Annotated in this window: 17 protein-coding genes and 2 tRNA genes; 2 read left to right on the top strand and 17 right to left on the bottom strand. The window is 42.6% G+C overall.

Annotation, left to right across the window (positions count from 1 at the left end):
* Positions 1 to 8 precede the first annotated feature (8 nt).
* From KGF65_RS07975 to KGF65_RS17415, 13 genes are all read right to left on the bottom strand, one after another.
* Positions 9 to 344: a cupin domain-containing protein gene (locus tag KGF65_RS07975; protein ID WP_101874056.1), complete on the bottom strand. Its 336-nt coding sequence runs from the start codon at positions 342 to 344 to the stop codon at positions 9 to 11.
* Positions 345 to 388: 44 nt separating this feature from the next.
* Positions 389 to 706, bottom strand: a complete 318-nt coding sequence (locus tag KGF65_RS07970) for a cupin domain-containing protein (RefSeq protein WP_050339277.1) — start codon at positions 704 to 706, stop codon at positions 389 to 391.
* A 1,224-nt stretch (positions 707 to 1,930) separates the two neighbouring features.
* The gene (locus KGF65_RS07965; protein WP_216748310.1) at positions 1,931 to 2,257 is read right to left on the bottom strand and encodes a hypothetical protein; all 327 of its coding nucleotides are present in this window, start codon (positions 2,255 to 2,257) and stop codon (positions 1,931 to 1,933) included.
* A gap of 1,097 nt (positions 2,258 to 3,354) precedes the next feature.
* Complete coding sequence (locus tag KGF65_RS07960) at positions 3,355 to 3,768, bottom strand: hypothetical protein (protein WP_216748309.1); 414 nt, start codon at positions 3,766 to 3,768, stop codon at positions 3,355 to 3,357.
* A 1-nt stretch (position 3,769) separates the two neighbouring features.
* Positions 3,770 to 4,144, bottom strand: coding sequence for a hypothetical protein (locus tag KGF65_RS07955; protein ID WP_027822221.1), 375 nt, complete (start codon positions 4,142 to 4,144; stop codon positions 3,770 to 3,772).
* 52 nt (positions 4,145 to 4,196) lie between these two features.
* Positions 4,197 to 4,568, bottom strand: a complete 372-nt coding sequence (locus KGF65_RS07950) for a hypothetical protein (RefSeq protein ID WP_114637829.1) — start codon at positions 4,566 to 4,568, stop codon at positions 4,197 to 4,199.
* Between the two features lie 612 nt (positions 4,569 to 5,180).
* Entirely contained in the window at positions 5,181 to 6,599 is a 1,419-nt protein-coding gene (locus KGF65_RS07945; RefSeq protein ID WP_216748308.1) for a virulence-associated E family protein, read from the bottom strand.
* 11 nt (positions 6,600 to 6,610) lie between these two features.
* Positions 6,611 to 7,390, bottom strand: coding sequence for a bifunctional DNA primase/polymerase (locus KGF65_RS07940; RefSeq protein ID WP_216748307.1), 780 nt, complete (start codon positions 7,388 to 7,390; stop codon positions 6,611 to 6,613).
* A gap of 12 nt (positions 7,391 to 7,402) precedes the next feature.
* Positions 7,403 to 7,624 carry a hypothetical protein gene (locus KGF65_RS07935; protein ID WP_216748306.1) on the bottom strand — a complete coding sequence of 74 codons (222 nt, stop codon included), beginning with the start codon at positions 7,622 to 7,624 and terminating at the stop codon, positions 7,403 to 7,405.
* Complete coding sequence (locus KGF65_RS07930; RefSeq protein ID WP_216748305.1) at positions 7,617 to 8,045, bottom strand: hypothetical protein; 429 nt, start codon at positions 8,043 to 8,045, stop codon at positions 7,617 to 7,619. Before KGF65_RS07930 ends, KGF65_RS07935 begins: the two co-directional genes overlap by 8 nt.
* 312 nt (positions 8,046 to 8,357) lie before the next feature.
* Complete coding sequence (locus tag KGF65_RS07925) at positions 8,358 to 8,651, bottom strand: hypothetical protein (protein ID WP_216748304.1); 294 nt, start codon at positions 8,649 to 8,651, stop codon at positions 8,358 to 8,360.
* Positions 8,652 to 8,703: 52 nt separating this feature from the next.
* Complete coding sequence (locus tag KGF65_RS07920; RefSeq protein ID WP_216748303.1) at positions 8,704 to 9,384, bottom strand: Rha family transcriptional regulator; 681 nt, start codon at positions 9,382 to 9,384, stop codon at positions 8,704 to 8,706.
* 12 nt (positions 9,385 to 9,396) lie between these two features.
* Positions 9,397 to 9,762, bottom strand: coding sequence for a helix-turn-helix transcriptional regulator (locus KGF65_RS17415; protein ID WP_313819595.1), 366 nt, complete (start codon positions 9,760 to 9,762; stop codon positions 9,397 to 9,399).
* A gap of 5 nt (positions 9,763 to 9,767) precedes the next feature.
* Between KGF65_RS17415 and KGF65_RS07910 the strand changes: the two genes are divergently transcribed.
* Positions 9,768 to 10,550, top strand: coding sequence for a helix-turn-helix transcriptional regulator (locus tag KGF65_RS07910; protein ID WP_216748302.1), 783 nt, complete (start codon positions 9,768 to 9,770; stop codon positions 10,548 to 10,550).
* 51 nt (positions 10,551 to 10,601) lie between these two features.
* Positions 10,602 to 11,747, top strand: coding sequence for a site-specific integrase (locus KGF65_RS07905; RefSeq protein ID WP_216748301.1), 1,146 nt, complete (start codon positions 10,602 to 10,604; stop codon positions 11,745 to 11,747).
* Positions 11,748 to 11,900: 153 nt separating this feature from the next.
* Here the strand turns inward: KGF65_RS07905 and KGF65_RS07900 are convergent.
* The 4 genes from KGF65_RS07900 to KGF65_RS07885 form a co-directional block, all read right to left on the bottom strand.
* Positions 11,901 to 11,972, bottom strand: a tRNA-Gln gene (locus tag KGF65_RS07900).
* A gap of 9 nt (positions 11,973 to 11,981) precedes the next feature.
* Positions 11,982 to 12,064: transfer RNA gene (locus tag KGF65_RS07895), tRNA-Tyr, on the bottom strand.
* A gap of 74 nt (positions 12,065 to 12,138) precedes the next feature.
* Positions 12,139 to 12,972, bottom strand: a complete 834-nt coding sequence (locus tag KGF65_RS07890; RefSeq protein ID WP_216748347.1) for a metallophosphoesterase — start codon at positions 12,970 to 12,972, stop codon at positions 12,139 to 12,141.
* Positions 12,973 to 13,033: 61 nt separating this feature from the next.
* Positions 13,034 to 14,362, bottom strand: a 1,329-nt coding sequence (locus KGF65_RS07885; protein ID WP_216748300.1) for a peptide MFS transporter, incomplete at its 5' end; no start/stop codon positions are given.

Raw genomic sequence — 14,362 nt, 5'->3', positions numbered from 1 at the left:
GCACCCGTCTAAGCTGGTTTGACGACCACCAGCAACATCTGAAAGCCTTCCACCGCATACAACGAATGCCGCGCGTCCTTAGGAATTACGATGGACTGCCCCGCCGTCAAGCGATATACCGTTTCTTCAATGGTCACTTCCGCGATACCGCTCAAAACATTGACCATGGCGTCACCTTGCGCCGAATGACCGCCAATCTCTTGGTCGGTCGCGATTGAAAAAAGCGTCATACTCAAATCGTCACGCTGAACCAACGTCCGACTATTAACTTGATCCTCATCTAGTGGAATTTGGTCCGTCAATTTAAGCACTTTGGCATGGTCGATTTTGTCGATTAAACTCATTGAAATTCCTCCTCAATAGGCTTACTGATTAACTTGATAGTACCTTACTTGGTCTCGAATTGAATAAACTGGCAGGGCTGCGCTGCGAGCAAAGTATGCACCGTATTCGCAGGTACTACCAGCATTTCTCCAGTGGCGACGGTCTGTTGGCTCTCATCCGCAAACTGTACGGTCAACGTTCCATCTACAACTTCAAAGAGTCGCGTCAAGGTCGACTGTTCGGCACTGATACTTTCACCGGCGGCCATCGCGTACATTGCAAATGGTAAGTCGATACCGAGTTTGCGGGAAAATGATTTACTCGTAATCGCATGTTCGCGGTAGGTCATGGTTTCATGTAACTTAATTTTTGTAACTGGCATTCGTGGTTCCTCCTCGTCATGATTTAGTTAGCAAGGCCTGCTTCGCTAAAAACGAATCAGGCTTGAACTAAGCTTACCGCTAACGGTAATTTTGCGCGAGTGGCAATTTGTCCCCCATCAGCCTAGAAAAGTTCCTTAAAGTGCGTCCCACTAATCATGGATAAAAAGGCACCAAACTCTACAAACGCACATAGTAACGCTCGCCAAGCCCGTAAACTGCCATTTACCAGTGACATCTACTTGGCCTATATCCATTTATACCCGAACTTGGATTTAAACGCCGTCACTATCCCTTTAAGGCGTGAAAAGTGGCGCTGTTCAGGTGCTCCAAGCGCATTATCGTAATGCTGGTTTTGTTGCTCCAGGCGAGGTTTAACTGCCAACTTCAATCTTATCTTACCGTATCAGCAAAGAAAGCGATACCAGTTTTGCGTATAAAAATTCATTCTTTTTGAGGATATCTTCGAATGAAGCAATTAAAATGGCGGCTGCTCAGCGGCTAAGCTAATCACACCGAAAGCCATGATCAATCGCCCACATTCTGCTCGAGTTGAAGTCATTCACAGCATTCGGTTGCATCTAATGTCGTCCTTAAATCCTGCTCTAGCACTTAGCACCATCCGATACGGATTCAATCACCAAGGGAGATGACGATATTTGAACTTGGGACCCTACTTCATAAAGATTGTCTCAACTCCACTTGACGAAGAGCCGGAACCCTTTGCATCTCAGCGTAGCCGTTTCGAGCACTTGCAAATTGCAATTTTGGCGACAAAAAAACCGGCAATCAAGGCTTTTACACCTGATTGCCGGTTATCGAATTTCCCTAATTGGGCTAGCTGGGTTCGAACCAGTCTTATATATAAATGCTGATATACCAATGATAACGAGTGTTTTCAGGCTTCAAAAATAGTCCGTGGTGCACTTTTTGGTGCATTTTATCTTCAAAACACATAAATTTACCGATTAATCATGCTGGCGGGCAATACATAAAGTCATCTTAACGGATGGCTTTTTTGTTGCACCATTATTTACAACCGTATAAGCCGTTACACTTGCACCCTAACATTTCCTAACATTTTAGGATCGGTACAACAGGCGTACCCTCTGTACGGTTGTTAATAAAATAACAATGCTATGGCTATGATAACAGAGTTCAATGGCATTGCTATATCAGTGTTTACGATTAATCCAAAACACGCTAAAACTCCAGTTTTCTCTAACTTATTTGTGTTGATTGATTAACTGCAACCATTCACGCATAGCCTGCTTACGGATGACATAATATTGCGACTTACTTAGTCCCGATAGTTCATAGGCCACCCGTTGGCTACCATCCGCCACAATGAACTCATTACGCAATAGATTGGCTTGACGTTCATCACGGATGCTATCAATTGCATTAGTAACCCGCTGACAATACAACTCCATTTGTTGCAATCGCTTGGGCTTCTCTGCCCCTTCCCAGTCATTAACTGCCTGCTCAACAATCCCATGGTAAAAACGGTACTGCTTTAAATATTGGCGTGCGCTACGATACCACTGTTCCATGCTTTCGCTCCCTAAAAGACTAAAAAGCGCCAGCATTTACAGCTGACGTTTTCTAGCCCTACTCCTTAAACCCATCATACCACTTGCTAATCATCAAAAAAAGGGACGCTAGCCACCCCGCAAACATCCCTTTTAACGTATGTTGCCATTCCTGGCAACGCTACAATTAATCCCCACAATCGAATTATAACATGGTGTCCGTGCTACTTCACGAACGACTGTCTGCATTATATGCACACAAGTAGCCCAACCAGTAACCCAACGCCATCTAAGCCAGCTGACATACTCATCCGTTTTTACATTCCTACATTTTCCAACATTTTCATTTATTTAAAACAGCTCTAAGGCCAGTCATAACAAGCATTCAAGCTATTAACTAACTAGTGATGTTCAATTTCCAGTATTTTCCAGTAAAAAATCCGACATAATCCGACATTTTACGAGTTCTCATTAGCCATCAAGCGTTGATATAACAGCACTCCGGCCAAATATACCATCTAACCGTGTCGGGTTACTTTTCACTTACTATATGGTGTCCGTTTTGTACGAATAATATCAACATTTACCAACATAGGGTTGCACCATATTGTTGAAATATCGGTGTTACGGGGTGCACCCTATGAGTTTGCAAAACAATGTCATGTTTTGTCAAGTTGTAGACGTGCTTAATCAATTGTAGCGATCACTTTTTTTAACTCTGTACAGGACAAGTCGAAATTTTCGACCTACAATCAATCCAACGAGCAGTCCACACATTAGCAGAAACAAGCAGTTTACACAGCAAAACAATAATAGGTTTTAATAGGTCGTTCCGCATAAGGCTTTATAAGGCTTTCCAGTCTTCACAATACTATCCATTTAGTAAACTTTTGTAACCCCTATTCGGCTTTTAGGTTAGCAATTGTTAGCATTATCCCGTTTTTTATTTCTAACATTTTCTAACATTTTGATTCCATTATTTTCCAATATTTTATATTGCCATCAAAGCCTTTTAACCATTGATATAACAAGCCATTTTCATATAAATAACTAACGGGACAACTTCGCTCAACTAAAAAAAGCATCGTACTTTTTAGCACGATACTCGTTTATGCTTATTAACTAAACCATTCAATCTCTTGTAGCGCATGACGGGCGAATGCGCGTTGTTCTTCGCTACTGTCCGGATCATGCAGTGCTTTAAGTGATAACGACTTCATCACATAGCTGTCAATCACCCAGCCTTGCTTCGTATGGCTGAAATGGCTATCATCATACTCCTTATAGCATGGGTGCATTGCTTTAAACTCGGCCAGCGTATCAGGTTCATAATCTAGCTCGCTATCACCATCAATGAAGCCCCGATCAATAGCTGTCTGTGTTGGTTCGCCATTCTCATCAATTATCCCGTCATTAACCATCTTGCTGTATATCTCTGACTTAACAGCGTTAGGCGCATTCTTAACGGCTGGTTCAGCCTTAGCAATGTAATTATAGGCTTCTTCAACTAACTTAGGGTAAAGTACTCGCATACTAGTTAGCCTCCTTATCGTGGCTTACTTGTGTCTCTAAGCGCTTAATGTCTGGTCTTAGGGCTTTCTCCCAGCCGTTCAAGTCAGCTTGCTCTATGGCTCTAATACGGGCGTTCATCGTAGTAACTTGGTTCTTAAACGAAGTGACCCCGATATTCAACTCGGCTTCATCCGTTGCAATAAACATCCCCGTATTATGACCGCTCCGGTTAGCGACAATTGGCACGCCGTGTTGATTAATTAAGATACTAATGGCTTCTCTGACATCCCGTTCTTTAAGCCCGGTTACCTTGCAGATATTAGGTGTTGTCATTGGGTAACCTGCACCACGAGGCAACATGTTTAACACTTTAAATTCAGTCATTGATAACGTCATTTTAATGGCACCTACCTTTTCTTATTTGACGGATGAACTCAATACACCCAGATTAGACATCGTACACTCGTAACAGTGCCGTTGAGTATTCAACATCGCGGCCATCACTATTAATCCGGTTCTCATTGGTGTAACTGACGACTTCAAAATCCATACCATTCTTTGCTAATTGCTTTAGCTGGTCACTCAACCGGCAAGGAGCTGGTAACGAATCATTACCGTCTAGCCATTGGTCTTCTACTAATTCATAATGCTGGGGCTTAGCTCGTTCCATAATCACAGTTACCACGTACTCATTGTTTAAATACTGGGTTTGAATACTGTTAACTTGATAATCTTTGCCTTGCTTGGCTGTATGTGCTTGGTTAATTAATTGATCCAAGTCTTTGCCATGAAGCACTGTCCAAATTCGCTCTTTTTTCATTTTTAAATTCCTCCATGTTGTTTTTTATCGTTTCATTTATCTGCTTTATTTCATTTTTTACCTTTTTACAAACTCAAATACCCGTGTAACGTGTGTACCTGTGTAAAACGCTGATATAGCAACGTTTATTTCAAACCATAGCCGTGTGTAACGTGTCTCAACGTGTGTAGTTTCTACACGGGTTAACACACGTATCACACGCGTTCACTGAATCCTAAACCTTGATATATCAATGATTACACACGTTACACAGGTTACACGGGTTATTTACTAAAGTACCAATTAAGGACGTTGATACCCCCGACTACGCTTGCTGTTAATAACTAAATTTTGGCTGTATTCCCAGCCCTCTGTATGATCTATGATTAGCTTTATTTCATTTTTTACCTTTTTAAAAGCCGAAAAACGTGTCACACGCGTCACAGTGTTGCAAAGCTTGATATAACAACGTTTAAGTGAAGATGTTACCTGTCTCAACGTGTCATAACGTGTCACAATATGTGCCGGGTAGTGACACGTTGTGACGGGTACGTGTCACACGCCTTAGCCCTATTGTTTCAAGGTTTATAGACTATCTGTGACACGATGACACGTTAAACAAGTAAAAAAAGATTAATTTAATCTTACGTAGCCTCGTGTCTGTTTATTGCTCATTCTTGTTCGCCTATATTCCCAGCCCTCCATATTATCCATAATCAACTTAATCTTCTTAGCTTCGGTGTTAGTCCGACCACTAAAATACTTGTTAGTCGCATGGTCAAAAACAACAGCCATGATCTCACGGGTAGTCGTGCGCTGAATTGGTTCTTTATTCGGTGCTAGTTTTGCATGTAGCCAGCTTTCTGAATCCGAATCAATCGGATTACCATTCTCAATAGCCGTGAAATATGATTGTTTAACACTAATCGTTAATTCTTCCCAATTAGTCGGTACCATCATTGTCAGATAATCATTCACAGCCTCACGCATGGGATCAATAACTTGGGCTTCTTGTTGATAGGTTTTGGCCTCATTAAGCGTCTGCTGGTCAAAATAAAGCTTTTCGCCAGCGTCAAACCAAGTCTTAGCTTCGGCAAGGATTTGTAACATATCAGCTTGCTTCGCCTTTAGTGGGTTCTTAGTAACGGGCTGTACCCCACATTTAATTGGATAAAAGCGCCGTTCACCAGTGGCGTCTTTTAAATAGTCTCGATGGTTGGTCGAACCAATAAAGACATTCCGGCGCGGATGTTGTTCTGGCCGGCGTGCATAAGTGTTGCGGTAATAGTCAGACTGGGCACTAGTAAAATTCTTAATGCTCTCAATATCAGTCTTATTCATGGCTGACAGTTCAGCAAGTTCAATAATCCAGCTCCCCATTAACTTTTGGTAGTCGTCTTTGTCTTTCATGCTCTTCATGTCATCACTGAAGTAATCGGGTGCCAACTGACGCACCAAGGTACTCTTCCCAAGCCCTTGAGCGCCCTCTAAGATTGGGATAATATCAAATTTCACTCCAGGAAGATAAACCCTTGCAATCGCCCCAGCTAACCACTTGCGAGTTACCATCCGTGTATAGTGATTATCCTCGGCACCAAGGTAATCAATGAAAAAGGTTTCCGCCCTTGGCTGGCCGTCCCACTGCACTGCTTCAATCCGTTCTTTCATCGGGTCAAAGCCATGTTCCTGTGACGCTTTAACAATGCTATCCAGCAAGTTATCCTTTGACAGCAAAATGTTATATTGTGCGTCACAATAAAACCGTAGTAAGGAGTCATCCGTATCTCGCCAATCGCCCTTTTTTAGTCCCGTTTTATCATTAGAACGTAACTTCACCACTCGATCCGAGAACTCGTTATAGGCCAACACACCTTTTAAATTCGGGTCATTTTCAATAAACAGTAAAATATTGTATAGCGAACTCCGCCGAATAGCCCCTTGGGTCGTTAATCGGAGTTGGTCTTGCCAATCATCACCCTTTAAAGCTGTGACGTTATTAATCCGCTTGTCATGCTCTTGGATGGCTTGCTTTAAGTTCTTATCCTCTGACACATTGACACCTCCTACGTCCGTTTAATAATAGATTTGAAAATGGTATTAACCTCTTTATCCGGTAGTGGCGGTTGCAATCGCTCGTTAGCATATTGCAGTAGCTCGTAGGCCGTCATTCCATTACAGCCAGTCCGTAGTATCTTCCCTAATAACGAAGTCAGGTAGCTGTTGCGACTACCCTCGCCAGTACCAGCCACTAAGTCATCAAGCATCCGCCCCGCCCATGTCTTTTGAATCTGTGAGGCGTGCTGTGGTGTCTTGTTCATCCGTTGATTGGGTAGCAGATCATTAAGTAACCACTGGGGCGCCGTAGCAATATCGTTAGTTGGTTCAATCGCCCTATAAGCACTACCATTAATCACGCTCGGTGCTACTAATACGAAGTCAGCCAGCACATCAATACCCGGATATAGACCTGTTCGCCGTTTCATATCTAGCTTAACCGGCAACTTAAAGAAGTAATGTAAGCCATCATTCGGGGTCTGCTCAATATAAGTGTCACTCGGTAAGGGTTTGCCTTGCTGATTAAGTTTTCTCAATGTTTCCGTGCCATCAATATCACCATGTCGGTCAATATCCACCACGATTAACTTAGCTTGGTCTAAACGGATGCCAAGGTTCGCCCTTGGGACATGCTCAAACCAACCTTTAATCGTTTCTACATCCGTGGTAGCGTCCTTATAGCCCTGTGTGCCTTTTAACGGCACTTTGCTGTTACTTGCTAAGGGGTAAACCACAACACCGTCACGAGCAAGCTGTAGTGCTCTCGTCAGTCTATCATTAGTTTTCATTCGCTCACCATCCTACTTTGCTATCCCGACTAACGGGACTTCATAGACGGATGCAAGTTGTTTCAATGCGCCTTGGTTGTTCACTTCAATGTTATGGATTTGCTGGCTAATTTTAGTCCGCTGACTATCACGCATTACCGTTTGATTGACTAGCTCTTGTAAGTAGTCCAGTTGCAATAAAGTACCTTGTAAAGTCGGTCTAGCATGGTTTAGTCGGGTTTGCGCATTATTCATGATCAGTCGCCCCCTGTGAGTTATCATCGCTGTAATCCGAGTTAACACCATCCAAAATAGAATTAATATCGTCATTAATCCCGTTTACAGTGCTATTAATGTCATCAATAACCCCGCTTATAGCGGCTGTTTTGCTATCAATAAGCGCTGATAATTCGTCCATTTCTGTTAATACACACATCGTGTTATAGATGGTATTGCCTTGCTCATCGATGAAGTCTCGCAACTCGTCGTCATTTAATTCAAAATAATTAACGTTATCGTCACCAGTGATTGCCTGTTTCAAGGTTGGGGTAACTAATTCGCTGATAGCTGAAATACTAGCATTCGCCACATTAACCCGTTCTATCGTGATAGCGGCCTGCTTGCACGCCTTACTAATATCATTTAACTTTGATAATTCATAAATTGGTTTGCCCATTGTGTTTACTCCTCATTTTGTAGTAAAATGAGTATACAAAAAGCCCATAACAGTAGTGTTTTCAGGCTGTCCGTGTTACTCGCCAAAGTAAAGACACGGACTTTTTTGTACGCTCATTCATGTTCTAACCCCTTAATCTACCTAACCGAAATACTTACCCGGATTAGCAATCAATTTAAATGACACGTTGCCAACCGCTGAAATAATCATAAACTTAACTAAACTCATCAATAGTGTTCCAATCATAGTTACCATCCTCACTCGAATTTATTATGTGTTCATCAACCGCAATTGCCCGCCAGCCGGATTTTATTACTTCATTTTCCCATTGTGATTGATATAAAAATCTATGTCGTGCTTATTAAATAGCACCGATCCATTAATGACGTGACCTACTAATCCTTGCTTCGTCCAACCTGCAAACGTTCCCTCTGATACATCCGCATACGCCGCCGCTTTCTTCTTGCGTAACCACTGCTGACTAGCACCCACATCACGCTTAGCCTGACTGATTGAATCCGTAGTTAGCTGGTATACGAAGTCTCGTAGTGCCTGCGCCTGTTCATCACTTAATAACACCTTAATCGGTTCTGTAATTATCCTCACCGCCTTTCAATCCTTATCAATCAGGTTCCAGTGTCGGTAAAGCCAATTTTGCCTATTTGACGGATGCTTTAGCTGGCAATTGCAACTCAATACGGTAAATCACGCCTTGAATCTGCAATGCTTGTTTGATTTGCTGGTAGTCCATCTTCATTTCAAGCAGCGTTCTAATTTGCTGCTTAACCCGCTTGACTGCATCCGCCTCACTAGAACTTAAGTAGTGAGTAATAGCCTCAGTCTTAGGAATATCGCGAGCTTTGCGCAACTCGTTCACGTTAACCCCCAGTGCCTGCTTATACACCAACTTGTTGATATTCACATACAAATGGCCGTGTTCACCTAGCGCCGGGCTTTCTCTAATTGCTTCATGCAATGACTTAGAAAAGTCCTTTCCCAGTTCAAACTTAGCCTGACGCAAAATTATTTCGCGTTTCATTACTGCAAACTGGTTTACTAGTCGCTCCTGAAACTTTTCAACTTGTGGCGTGTGGCTCAAATAGAAAAATAGCAGCATTGTTTGACGCTCGTTTAGCTGATAAGAAACTGCCGTCTGCCCGCTTGATAAAGGTGTGAATACCGTTCCCACCTTTCCAAAATGTTCTAACCGTCCTTTATGGTTTTGAATCGTACGTTTTAACGAACGGCGGTTAATTCCAGTATTATCCGCAATAATATCGGATGTCGTGTACGCCGTGGCGTCCAACCGCTGTGACGTCAGTGTGACTAAATCGTTCATACTTGGCCTCCTTTACTTGGCTACTGGTTTCGGCTTGTATTCGATCAGCTCACTAAGTGGAATCTGCAAATAGTCGCAGAGTTTCCGTAACGTATCAAATTTAGTGTTTTTTGTTCTTCTATAATACAAATCAGTAAGTGTTTTACGCGAAATTCCCGTTGCTTCTTGTACGGTTGAAATTGAAATCAGTCGTGCACCTAAGATTTCAGAAAAATTATTATTCATAGCGTATTCCTTTCCTATGGGTATCATTATATCTGTTATATGTATGCGATATACCCAGGACAATTCTTGTGCAACCCATAATTCACATAATTTGTTGATTTTGTTACCTTTAAGTGCAATAATGTGTAATAAATCAATATAGTTAGGAGCCATTCACTATGATCGAAAGTGATTTACGTTCAATTCTAAACAGGAACGATATATCAATCTCGGAACTATCAAAATTAACTAAAATATCCAGAAAAACACTGACACAGCTTGCAGATAATAAAAGTAACGGAATTAAGTTTTCCACACTAAATACCTTAATTAATGTGCTTGGAACGTCTGCAAATGAAATATTAAGTTTTTCCAGTGACGAAGTTATCACTATATCTGCTTTAACAATTACTGATGATAACGTTGTAACTTTTCTAGCTGAACACAGCAATAAAACAACTCATGAAAGCAAGTCAATGTTATTAACAACTACCTTTACGTATTTCGATAGTATGTTTTCTTTCTCATGTCCTACCCCAGTGAGCGGGGAAAATAATTGGGCTGCATTCTTCAAACTGGTAACAAACTCCAAGGACACTCCAACGCTATCAACTAAAAATTACTTACATGCGCCACTTCCACACAATTTAGAAGATATAGATTGCACTTATAATAAGCAATCCAATCGGTTTTCTAATCTTTTGGAAGAATCAAATCAATTAGAAAAAAAACTGGTGCATGATTTTTCAATCGAGTTTTTACTTCGATTTTGTATGGTAATCGGGAATTCCAAGCGCAAATATAACGATGAAATTTGGAAAATAAAAAATACAGGGTTACCTGCCTATATTATTCATTGGAAGTTGAAAGAAAACGAAGCTGCTACTGAACACGAATTTATTACTGTTTACAAACAACGAGATGTTGTTGAATATATGCGTCACGAAGATGTGCTGTTTTAACTTTTGCCCTACATACCTTGCCCGCCAGCTGGTATGAAAGGAATAATCAATATGGCTACATTCAAGCAGTATAAAACTAAGTCTGGTGCTTTCTGGGAGGCTTTTACATCCGTGGGTAAAGATACCAACGGCAAAGCCAAACGGATGCACAAGCGTGGTTTTAAGACAAAAAAAGAAGCCCAATTATGGACTTCCAATGTTCAGACAGATTTTACTAGAAAAGGTTATGTATCAAGCAACGATATTACTTTTAATGAGTTATACGAAAAGTGGTTCAGCGAGGACTACCAATCACAAGTCAAAGAATCAACATGGGCTAAGACAGCAGATATATTCAGATTGCATATATTGCCCGTATTAGGATCTCAACGGGTTAAACGTATCACTGTCGCCCAATGCCAATCAATCGTGCATAGCTGGCTTAATCAAGGTCTCAAACAGTACCGCCGCTTCAGGACGTATGTCATCAGCGTCTTTGATTTTGGTGTCCGGATGGAATTAACTACCCGTAACCCAATGGCTAAGACTAGTATTCCTAAACAAAAGAAGCACCAGCAAGCACCTCACATAGATTTTTATGAGAAGTCCGAGCTAGTGCATTTTCTTGATTGTGCCTACGATTATGACAACCCACAAGCTTTTATGTTGTTCCGTCTGTTAGCGTTCACTGGTCTACGCCGTGGCGAGGCACTAGCATTACAGTGGCGGGACATTAACTTTGAAACCAACGAAATAACGGTTAATAAGACACAATCACTAGGTAAGAACTGGCGAATTGTTGTGCAGACGCCTAAGACAAACAGCAGCTATCGCACTATCACGATTGACCCTAAGACGTTGCAATGGCTTCATAAGTGGCGGATGACCCAAGCTAGGCAATACTTCGAACTAGGATTCAATTCAAAAAGCCCTAAACAGCTTGTTTTTGCTAGCAACGATAATCAACCACTTTCACCGAGTATGCCTGACCATTGGAATCGTAGTATCTGTAAAAGATACGATCTAAGACGCATAAAGATTCATGCTTTTAGACACACTTTTTGTACTTTATCATTCGAAGCCGGTGCCACTATTAACGAAGTATCTAAAACTCTCGGTCATGCTGATTTAAAGATCACACAACAGATCTATTTACACGTTACCAAAAAACAACGAAACGAGGCGGCTTCTAAGCTAGCTCGTTACATGGACATTTAATATAAATCCGTGGTGCATTCTGTGGTGCACTTTTGGTGCAATTGTGGTGCATTTTATTTGTGCCCTATTGTGCCTTATTGTGTGTCATTGGCAACAAAAAAGCCGTCATACAAGGCTCATTGAGTCTCATTGACGACTATTGTGTGTTATCTATTGGGCTAGCTGGGTTCGAACCAGCGCATCACGGGATCAAAACCCGTTGCCTTACCACTTGGCTATAGCCCAAAAATGAAATGGAGGGGAGTGGATTCGAACCACCGAACCCGAAGGAGCGGATTTACAGTCCGCCGCGTTTAGCCAGACTTCGCTACCCCTCCGTGAATCATTCAACTATATTAGAATACATAATTTTGAATAAAAAATCAAGGCTTTTTCAAAACTTTTTTTGAATTTATTTTAAATCAATGATTTGGGTATCTTGATACCACTCTGCCATGAAATTAGTTGCCCGCCATTCATTGATTCGTTTGAGGCCATATCCGACCGCCTGATCGTAGTAAGTCGTCTGTCCAAAGGTCCGTGGCTTCGGATGAACGTGTAAGTGCCCAAACAAGACGTGGGCGACATTAAACTGTTCCAATAATTCGCCTAAACGTGGCGTCCCCATCAACGCGTTGGCCATATTCCAAAACCGCTTCCCGGTTGCAAACTGCAAGTAGTCGGCCCGCGGCACAAAGTGAGTCATAAACACCACTTGTTTCTGTTCAGCGGCTGCCAGGACCAATTGCGCTTTGACTTGATTCAGCATTAACGCCGTCCGTTCCCCATCGCTCATTGGTTGTTTAATGGCCCGGTCAATCCAAAACGCATTTTTCCAGTGCAAGAAGTCGGCCGTCGTCGTGTCGGGCTCCTGGGCGGCGTACTGATAATCATACCAGCCGTTATTGCCAATCACGCGCCAGTCCGTCCCGGGAATATCAACGTAGCGGTTATGGAGATAGCCCGCAAATCGGCCCGTTTCAAGCTCGTCAAACGAAACACCGTGAACCATGTCATGATTACCCGCAATCCAGTAAACGTGGGTCTGATCGCCTAATAACGCCTGTAAATCGACAATAAACTGTTCGCTGCGCTGAAAATCATTGAACAAGTCGCCAGCAACTAAATACCACTGAACGCCTTGTTGCAATAAACAGGTCGCTTGGGCGCGCATCATCGCGGCCGCATCGATCCGATTCACATCAAAATGATTATCACTACTGAAAGCTAGCCGTACGATGTCAATTCCTCCTCACAAAAAAAAGATATGCTATCAATAAGATAACATACCTTCATTAAAATTGCGTTTAACGAACGCCTTGCATTGACCGTTTGATCATCGGTACCATCGTAAACAGCACGATCCCGAGTAAGACGCTGACGATCCCAATAATTGCGAAGTATGGCACTTCAGTCTTCGTTGAGTAGAAGCGAACAATCTGCGCATTAACTGCACTACCAACAGAGTCGGTCAGGAACCACATACTCATCATCTGTGAAGCGAACGCTTTTGGCGCTAACTTAGTCGTCACAGATAACCCAATTGGTGAAATCAGCATTTCGGCGATTTCAACGACTGCCCAGCTAGCCACTAACCAGAGTGGGCTAACTTTACCGGCAGTTCCGAAGAGCGCACCTGGCATGGCCATGATCAAGTATGAAGCACCGGCGAATACTAACCCAACCGCAAACTTGGCTGGTGAGCTAGGTTGCTTCTTACCCCACTTCGTCCATAACCAAACGAACGGTGTGGTGTAAATCATGATGAACAGTGGGTTCAACATTTGGAAATCAGAGGCAGCTAAGTGAAAAATACCAATGTTAAGGTTAACGCGGTTGGCGGCAAACAATGCCAACACGGCTGATCCTTGTTCTTCAATGGCCCAGAATAACGCTGCGGCAATAAACAATGGAATGTAGGCACGAACCCGTGAACGTTCAGTTGCATTCGTCTTTTCAGACGTTAACATCAAGATAAAGTAGACGATTGGGGTCAAAATAACCAGAATACTGATCAAACTGATCACGTTGTCGAGTGTCAAGGCATGCATTAACCACATTAAGAGTAAGATTAACGCAATTCCGATGACACCCAGTGTGGTCCGTGTGGTGATTTTCTTCATATCACCGGGTTCCAATGGATCAGTTGGGTAAAGGCTAGCCGTACTTAAGTTCTTCTTACCATCAAAGTAGTACTGTAACAGGCCAAAGAACATCCCGATGGCGGCTAATGAGAACCCTAAGTGGAAGTTCACGCTCAATCCGATTCGGCCAACTAATATTGGTGCGACCAGTGAACCTAAGTTAATCCCGAAGACGAAAATACTAAAGCCGGCATCCCGGCGCGTATCTTCAGCGGTGTATAATTGACCAACCATATCTGAAACGTTGGGCTTTAATAACCCGGTCCCAATAACGATCAGTGCGATGGAAACAAATAGTGCGCCAACGCCAAATGGGGTTGAGAGCACGATATGCCCCAACATGATGAAGACCCCACCAATAAAGACGGTCTTACGGCTCCCCCAGACCCGGTCACTTAAAAAGCCACCGAGAACACTAGAAACGTAAACTAAGGCCGAATAAATTGACATGATTGATGCGGCGGTGACTTGGTCGAATCCCAAGCCACCCTT

The organism is Lactiplantibacillus sp. 30.2.29, from assembly GCF_018991255.1.
Lineage (GTDB): Bacteria > Bacillota > Bacilli > Lactobacillales > Lactobacillaceae > Lactiplantibacillus > Lactiplantibacillus pentosus.
Note: the sequence above shows the minus strand (reverse complement) of the source record. Positions and strands in the feature narration are given on the sequence as shown.